Below are 7,369 nucleotides of genomic sequence, written 5' to 3' on the forward strand. Positions count from 1 at the left end.
GCGGCGGTCAGCGGCTCGGGATGGCCCTCTTTATGGGCGGAATCGTAGTAGCTGACAACGTGAACCGAGATCGACAGGGTGAAGATCATGACCATCACGGACAGCGAGCCCATGATGAAGTTCATCTCGCCACCCATGAAGCACATGATGGTCTGGTTCAGGAAGATCCCCCACAGCGCTGTTCCCAGCACAGCGAGCGACAATCCCCAGTGGCCAAACGAGTAGTACAGCAGGCCGAGGCTGATACCGATGGTGAGTAAAAAGAACTGACGACTGGTCTTCTGACTGCCGAGGCGATCGAGTTCAGTTACGATCACGGGGGCACCTGTCAGAGCCACCGATTCGAGTGGAAGTTGACAGTAGGTGAGTGTCTCTTTGGTGTCTTCAACGACCTGGGCCCTGTTCTTGATCCCCCAATCAGTCAATTGAGCGACAATGCCGATCAGTTCGCCTGATTTGGACGTGAGAAGTCCGTCCAGGCGTTCGCGTGCGTCTTTTTCATCGACGCCGAATTCCTGCATCCGCGCCGACATCCGATCGGGTGTCCAGCAGTGGCGGATTCCCTCGAGCCGTTCCATACGGCTGGCGAATGCTTCCACGAGCTTGGACGTCACCAGTTCTCGCGGGATGCCGATGACCAGAACCTCTTCCGCACCGAAATCCTGCTTGAACTCTTCATAGAGCAAGCGGACTGGCGTTTCGCGCGGAAGCCAGGTTTCGATGTCGTTGTTGGCCGGCATCTGTTCGGCCTGGTACCACAGCCACGGAAAGCTCAATCCTACCAGCCAAAGGATTGTGACGCTGTATCGTCGATAGAATTGGGATATCATCTAGTGCGACGTCTCTTTCTGGCTAAGCAACGAGCAGCGTTTGTCGTATAGGCCGGAAAGCGAGGTAATCTTCCAATGATGGTTCAGGTGTCGAATCCTTGACAATTTCCGGGAGCGATTGCGATGACTCGCAATTCGCAGCACGCGTATTTCTTGATCTGGGCGTCACAGGGGTAATGACCAGATCAGCCTCCGGCAGCACGGTGTCGATGTTCCGTTTTGTGCACCGTTTACAATTCTCATTACAATTTCTCGACGGTTTCAGGTCGTGGTTTGATCGTTTCATGCGCACGAATTCACAAGGACCGCCGATCCGCGACGAAAGCCCCTCTCGGGTAAACTTTGCCGACAGGTCCAAGATTGTTGAAGAGCCCGTCCGGGACTCCCGTATTGCCCCGCCGTGCGTCTCTTGATCTGAGGTATATTTCAGTTCGATCAGCGGAACAGGTGTCAGGCTTGTGGGCCTGAAAAGGACTGTTCGATCGACAAAAGAAAAGCCCGTCCGGTTCCGGTCTACAGCAGAACACGGAATGCAGAACACGTGGATCAGGGCAGGGGGTGCCGCTGAGGTTCCATCCCTGTGTACCAGTGCCTGGGCTTCGCTGGCCGGGTTTATCGCCGAATGGCTGGAGTGAGATTCTGATCGATCAGTGAAGATTCAATAAGCGGGAGCTTCTGTCGTCCCGGACATCCGACTCTTCCCGCAGTTCCGAACTCGGCAACCCGAGGATTTTTCTCTCTTTCTGAATTGAGATTCAGGCTGTTCAAGGACGGGGGAGGGAAGGGGGTATGGCAAATTCGTCAGGGATTTTCCTTGAAATTGAGGAAAATGCTGGCTCGTCAGCTGCTGTCCAGGAAGTGGCATTGCGACTTCAGACGGAACTCGCTCATTCAGCGCGATTGAGAAAAGCTGCATCGACCGGAAGGACGAAACAGGATGTGAACCGATGTGCTGGACAGTCAGCACGGGATAGATGTACTCTGACGCGCTCTGCCGGTGACGCCGGGTGTCGAATGGACCGCTCGGCTGACCGAGGCAGGGGCCCGGCCGTGTCGCTGGATTCGTCTGAATTTTCTTTCAAGGATGGGCTGTGTCTTCGCAGTTACCGTATTCGCCTTTTCTCAGTACCGCAGCTCCGAAACCGGGGAATTTCTCGTCACCCCCCAAGCCGAGCAGTCCCCCTGCGCAAAGTCGACAGCCGTACACAGGGGCCACTCTGAAGGAGTTGAATGCGTCGCAACTGGACGCGGCGGTGACTTTGAGTGGCCCGCTGCTGGTACTGGCGGGGGCCGGAACGGGTAAGACCCGCGTGATTACCTTCCGCATGGCCGAACTGATTCGCAACGGGGTCGAGGCCAGCCGGATCCTGTCAGTGACCTTTACGAATAAAGCGGCGAAGGAAATGGCCGAGCGTATGTCCCATTTCATGGGACGGCGGCCGAGCAGTCGACCGGTGATCTCGACGTTTCACTCTCTCTGCGTGCGAATCCTGCGCGAAGAGATCGAAGCCCTCGGCTACCCCAGTAAGTTCGTGATTTACGATCGTGGTGATCAGGAGTCCGCCGCGCGCCGGGCGCTGCGGGACATCAAGGTCGCAGAAACCGCGCTGCGTCCTGCGGATCTGCTGGCCCAGATCAGCCGGTGGAAGATGGTGGGGGTGCTGCCCGAACTGGCGACCGAGTACTCCGATGACGATCGAGGATTTCTCGCCGCGTCGGCTTACCGGCGTTATCAGCTCAGCCTGCGCGCCTCCGGTGCGGTCGATTTCGACGATCTGTTGCTGCTGACGTCGCAGTTGTTTGAGCAGTTTCCGGAAGTCCTGCAGCGCCAGCAGGCCAAATTCGAACAGGTTCAAATTGACGAATACCAGGACACGAATGAAATGCAGTTTCAAATCGTGTCGGCACTGGTGAAGCCGCACCGCAATATCTGCGTGGTGGGGGATGATGACCAATCGATCTATGGCTGGCGCGGTGCCGAGGTCAAACACATCCTCAACTTTCAGAATCAGTTTCCCGGGGCGAAAATCGTCCGTCTGCAGGACAACTACCGCTGCACGAGCGAAATCATTCGACTGGCCAATCAACTGGTGAAACACAACCAGGGTCGCCACGACAAGACGCTGGTTGCGCACAAGGAGGGGCCCACTCCCCTGATTAAGCCCTACGCCGACGAACAGACCGAAGCCGAAGGTGTCGTGCGGGACATCAGCTATCTGGTGAACCATCTGAAGGTTCCACCGCAAGATATCGCCATCCTGTTCCGAACGAACGAACAGCCACGTTTATTTGAATCGGAACTGCGACGCGTGCGCGTCCCTTATCAGTTGATCGGGGGCCAGTCGTTCTTCGACCGGAAAGAGGTCCGGGACATCATGGCCTACCTCAAGCTGCTGTCGAATCCTGCGGACGAGACGTCACTACTGCGAATCATCAACACACCCAGCCGGGGCATTGGCGAAACATCGATCGAGCGTGTGCTGGCACGCGCTGTGAAGTGCGGACGAAAAATCTGGCAGGTCATTCCAGACGCGGTCGCGGAAAAAGAGATTTCGCCCAAGACCGCGACGGCGATCGATAACTTCCGTCGAATGCTGGCCGATTATCAGCAGCGCTTCGAAGCCCCAGGTGCCAATCTCGCTGAGACGCTACGCTCGCTGATTCACGATATCGACTACGAAGGGGAAATCCAGAAGCAGTATTCGGCGGCCGATCAGCAGTTGGCTCGATCCGCGGTGCTCGACGAATGTATTTCTGCCCTTCAGGAATATCAGGAACGTACGCCAAGTCCCGGACTTTCCGATTTCCTTGAACAGTCCTCATTGAACGGCAACGACCGCAACTTTGGCGAAGACGACTCGATGGAGCAGACGTCCGTCAAACTGATGACGCTGCACAGTGCCAAGGGACTGGAGTTTCCTCATGTCTATCTGGTGGGTCTCGAAGAGGGGCTGTTGCCTCACAAGAGGTCAATCACGGATGAGCTGGAAAACAATCCTTCGGCCATCGAAGAGGAACGGCGGCTCGCCTACGTCGGTATCACGAGGGCGAAGGATTTGCTGACGATCAGCTATGCCCAGACACGTATGAAGTGGGGCAAGCGTTACAACACCAAGCCATCGCGATTCCTGAAAGAGATGCTGCGGAAGCTCGGTGAAGACTCTTCCAGCTCAGACGCTCATTGAACGACGCCCGTGGTCCGCTCGGTCCACTTCCCCCCAGGCTGGCTTGAGTCTTCTAGACCAGAGCTTGTTCTTCACGGGAGGAGAACCTGGCAGGCCGAGAGCAGACAGGCGGTTTCGCCCAGATAAATCCTGCAGAGTGGTTCACTCGTGAAACACCGGAGGGTTACACTCCGCAGATCGAATTCGTTCCTTTTGCGGAGTGGCCTCATGATGTCCCAGATGGATCGTCGAATGTTCGTACTCAATGCAGGTGGTGTCGTTGCGGCCGCGGCGGCGCTGGATCCTGAAGTAGCGAACGGCGCACCCGGAGGAGCCCAGGAGCCAGCCACTCCCGCAGATCGCCTGAATATGACGTTTCGCGATCTCTATCGCAAAAATCGAGACGAGCTCATGCCCTCCACGCCCCTGGCTGGGCTTACCTTGATCGGGACGGGTGAGATCTGGCGCGTGGAGTTTGGCGTTCCCGTACGTTCGTATGCACCTCCTGCGTGGCTTCGTGATGTCAAAGGCCTGATGCACGCCGTCATTGCAGCCCAGGCGACGGTGGCCCGGCTGGTTCGCTCACGTGATCGGAAGTCGGCCGAGTTCGATGCCGCACTCCTGGCCCAGTCAGTCAAGGGGGCCGAGATGATGATCCCTCAAACACTTCCTGCAGCCATCGTTCCTGCGGCCTTGGCGGTGATGCAGACTCTACGGGGACTGGCTGAAGGCTGGGTCGCAGGTCAGCCGGTGAGTGCCGACATTTTTTCGACCGCCATGAACCGGGTTAAGCCTGATCTTGATCAGGTCGTCACCGCCGTCGGCGAAGCGGTCTACGAATCGGTTGTCACGGGACTGCGCCGTTTTGCGGAAGAAAGCACTCGACAGGAATGGGACCGCTGTCTGATCGGCGTGTGTGGTGTCGGTTTTGCGCGGCGCGACAGCATCGAGATTGCAGCGGGCATGGAGGTGATGGGGCGCGAGGCTGTGGGGGTTCGGCTGCTGTACCTCGAGAATGCGTTTACGATCCCGGATGGGATCAGACGACTCGCCGCCTCGATCGCGGATCTTGAGTTGGGGCAGGACGTGTTCGGCGACCCGTACCGGATGTGGCGCGACTTGCTGGGAGATGTCGCTGCACAACATGCTGGAGGAAGTTTCTTTCCGGAACTCGGTTCGCGTCCGTAGTGCGGTCGCCTGGCAATCAGGGGCGCGAGAGAGAAGTATCTGGTCTTCTTTCCATCGACAACACGTTCAGGGGGGCGGTGACTATGAAGGGCGCACGCCGAAAACGGGCGTCCCCATCAGCCGGTTGCGGCCGTTCGGAGTCGGCGTTCTCTTTCTGAATGGGGCTGGACGAGTTAGCAGCAGGCAGGCGGAGAGCACGGTAAGAGGCGACACGATATACCAGTAGGGAATCCCATCGATGTCTTCGCAATTCGTCAGACGACCTGTTCGATGGAACTGAATTGGAAGGCCGAACCAGATACCTGTCGCATGCCTTGTCAGCGTCAGTTTGCCTCGTTGTGACAAGAGTGACCAGTAAACAAATTCACGCGGGTTTTCATAGACCTGAATCAGTCGAAAGCGAAGATAACTATCGACCAGAGCCCCGGCCATCAGGCAAGTCACGAACAGGATCGGGATGCCGATCCATCGACGCCGGTACTGGAAGTAGTCGCCCATGCCACATTCTCCGAGAGCTGTGAAATCGACAGCGGACTTCGATACAAACATGTTCCGGGTGTGATGGACTGAAGTTGTGGCATCGATCGAACCAACTTCGGCTGAACCGTGCAAGGTCACTCCGGCGGACTCATGCGGTGGCTTCCCGAAATTGCTGGAAGTGGATTGCTCCACCCGCTCGATGTTCCTCAGGGCGTCAAGCGGGGCCGCCGCGACTGGACCCCTGATCCTGCTGATCATCAGCATCCGGTAGCAGCCGCGGTGAACTTCCCACCAGTTGAGTTTCGTGAGACACTGCTTGACGATGCAGTGTCAGAGCAGCGGAGGAGAACGAGATCGCCTATGCAATCGCCAACTGACGATGACCGGATGTTCGACGCCATCGTGCTGGGCGTCGGAGGAATGGGGTCGGCCGCGTGTCTTGAACTGGCGCGCCGTGGTGTCAGAGTACTGGGGCTGGAGCAGTATCCGCTCTGCCATAATCGCGGTAGCTCGCACGGCGAATCGCGGATCATCCGGAAGGCTTACTTCGAACATCCCGACTACGTTCCCCTGCTGCATCGGGCCTATGACCTGTGGAGTCAGTTAGAGTCCGCTACGGGACGAAAGCTCTTGCTGCCGACGGGGCTCGTGTTATCGGGCCCCCCTGAAGGAGAGACGATCCGCGGGGCTCGGCAATCGGTGGAACTCCATCGACTGCAATTGGAGAATCTGTCCCCCGAAGAGGCTCAACGGCGATTTTCAGGATTAGTTTTTCCCCCGGAACATGCTGTCGCCTTTGAATCGGGCGCGGGGACGCTGCTCGTCGATGATTGCGTGCGAGCCCACATTGACGAGGCCGTTCGTCACGGCGCTCTCATTCGCGAGAGTGAACCAGTACTGGATTGGTCGACGGACGGGGCTACGGTGCAGGTGCGGACGAGTGGCCGTCAGTATCAGGCTCGATCACTTGTCGTGACTGCGGGGGCCTGGGCAAAAGACTTGCTCAAGCAAGCAAATCTGCCACTGCGTGTGCTTCGCAAGTCTGTCTGCTGGTTCCCCCTTCGTCAGCCCCGACTGGCGGCAGACCAGGGAGCCCCGACCTACTTCTATGAACTGCCGCTCGGGACGTTCTATGGATTTCCCAGCCTGGACGGAACCACGATCAAAGTGGCAGAACACTCCGGAGGGGACCCCGTCGACGATCCCGCCACAGTCGATCGCGAACTGCATTCCTCAGACCTGGTCCGGCTCCAGTCGTTCGTCGAGCAATTCATCCCCGACGCGCTGCCGGATCCGGTTCGCCATTCGGTCTGTCTGTACACGGTGACTCCCGATCAGCACTTTGTGATTGATACACACCCGGTCTGGAGGAACGTCGTCGTGGGGGCAGGGTTCTCGGGACATGGTTTCAAATTCTGTCCGGTCGTCGGCGAAGCGTTGGCGGATCTGGCACTCGAAGGAACCACCTCACTGCCGATCGGCTTTCTCGGTACTTCGCGTCCTGCGCTGAGGGAATGATATTCCAGCCCTCCGGTATCATCTGAGCACTTAGAAATCGGCTGATCGCCAGGGCCAGCGCGTACTAACTCTTGATTCCCATTAGTGTTTTGAGCATCACGTTATCATCCCAGCCACATCTTCTGCGGTTCATGGCGACGCTTTTCTTGTTTTGCTGTTGCTTGAGCAGCGAAAGAGTATGTCGGTTGA

General features: G+C 57.6%; 4 protein-coding genes and 1 pseudogene. 3 read left to right on the top strand and 2 right to left on the bottom strand.

Features of this window, described 5'->3' with window-relative positions; all coding sequences use genetic code 11:
• Positions 1 to 830, bottom strand: a pseudogene (locus VGE80_RS08740) (efflux RND transporter permease subunit); the annotation flags it as partial.
• A 1,091-nt stretch (positions 831 to 1,921) separates the two neighbouring features.
• On the opposite strand from VGE80_RS08740, the gene VGE80_RS08745 reads away from it, so the two are divergent.
• Both VGE80_RS08745 and VGE80_RS08750 read left to right on the top strand, forming a co-directional pair.
• Positions 1,922 to 4,015 carry an ATP-dependent helicase gene (locus VGE80_RS08745; protein WP_373653447.1) on the top strand — a complete coding sequence of 698 codons (2,094 nt, stop codon included), beginning with the start codon at positions 1,922 to 1,924 and terminating at the stop codon, positions 4,013 to 4,015.
• 219 nt (positions 4,016 to 4,234) lie between these two features.
• Positions 4,235 to 5,182: a hypothetical protein gene (locus VGE80_RS08750; protein ID WP_440592384.1), complete on the top strand. Its 948-nt coding sequence runs from the start codon at positions 4,235 to 4,237 to the stop codon at positions 5,180 to 5,182.
• Between the two features lie 81 nt (positions 5,183 to 5,263).
• Here VGE80_RS08750 and VGE80_RS08755 read toward each other — a convergent pair whose 3' ends face one another.
• Positions 5,264 to 5,854: a hypothetical protein gene (locus VGE80_RS08755; RefSeq protein WP_440592385.1), complete on the bottom strand. Its 591-nt coding sequence runs from the start codon at positions 5,852 to 5,854 to the stop codon at positions 5,264 to 5,266.
• A gap of 168 nt (positions 5,855 to 6,022) precedes the next feature.
• On the opposite strand from VGE80_RS08755, the gene solA reads away from it, so the two are divergent.
• Positions 6,023 to 7,180 (top strand): N-methyl-L-tryptophan oxidase, encoded by a 1,158-nt coding sequence (gene solA / locus VGE80_RS08760; protein WP_440592386.1) that lies wholly within the window; start codon positions 6,023 to 6,025, stop codon positions 7,178 to 7,180.
• Positions 7,181 to 7,369 lie beyond the last annotated feature (189 nt).

The sequence above is a fragment of the Schlesneria sp. genome (genome assembly GCF_036405755.1).
Classification (GTDB): domain Bacteria; phylum Planctomycetota; class Planctomycetia; order Planctomycetales; family Planctomycetaceae; genus Schlesneria; species Schlesneria sphaerica.